General features: G+C 33.4%; 1 pseudogene. It reads right to left on the bottom strand.

The features are described from left to right. Nucleotides 1-295: 295 nt before the first annotated feature. A pseudogene (locus J7R10_RS10145) lies at nt 296-416 on the bottom strand (YdcF family protein); the annotation flags it as partial.

The following is a 416-nucleotide window of genomic DNA, read 5'->3' as shown; positions in this document are numbered from 1 at the left end:
CTTTAGAAATTTTATGCCTTCTAAGAAGGGTCCATATTATCCTGTGCACAAGCTATTGTAGGTAAAATTTATGTGGGGGGGGGGGTGGTGCACTTTTTGTTTTGGGCAATGATTTTAAATTTTTGTAAAAAAACTGGTTTTAGAAGGAATTGGTATGAAGAGAGTAGTATTAGTGATGTAGTGACCGGTTGTGTAGAAAAAACTTATGGTGTCTATGATATAAAATGCTTTTTTAGAATATGGCTTATGGTGCGGAGAGCTTTTTGGAAAATTTTAGAAAATCAGTGCGCAAAGATTAAAATAAAGTTCTAATATAGACATCGATTGTTTTGATATATTGGAATAACAGAATGCGTATTTGATTGATCTGTTGTATTGTGCTTTCATTGCCGCTCTTTTTAACAGGATAAGCAATG

The sequence above is a fragment of the Bartonella vinsonii subsp. berkhoffii ATCC 51672 genome (genome assembly GCF_902825225.1).
GTDB classification, from domain to species: Bacteria; Pseudomonadota; Alphaproteobacteria; order Rhizobiales; family Rhizobiaceae; genus Bartonella; species Bartonella berkhoffii.
The sequence above is the reverse complement of the archived record's forward strand: the minus strand, read 5'-3'. Positions and strand labels throughout refer to the sequence as shown.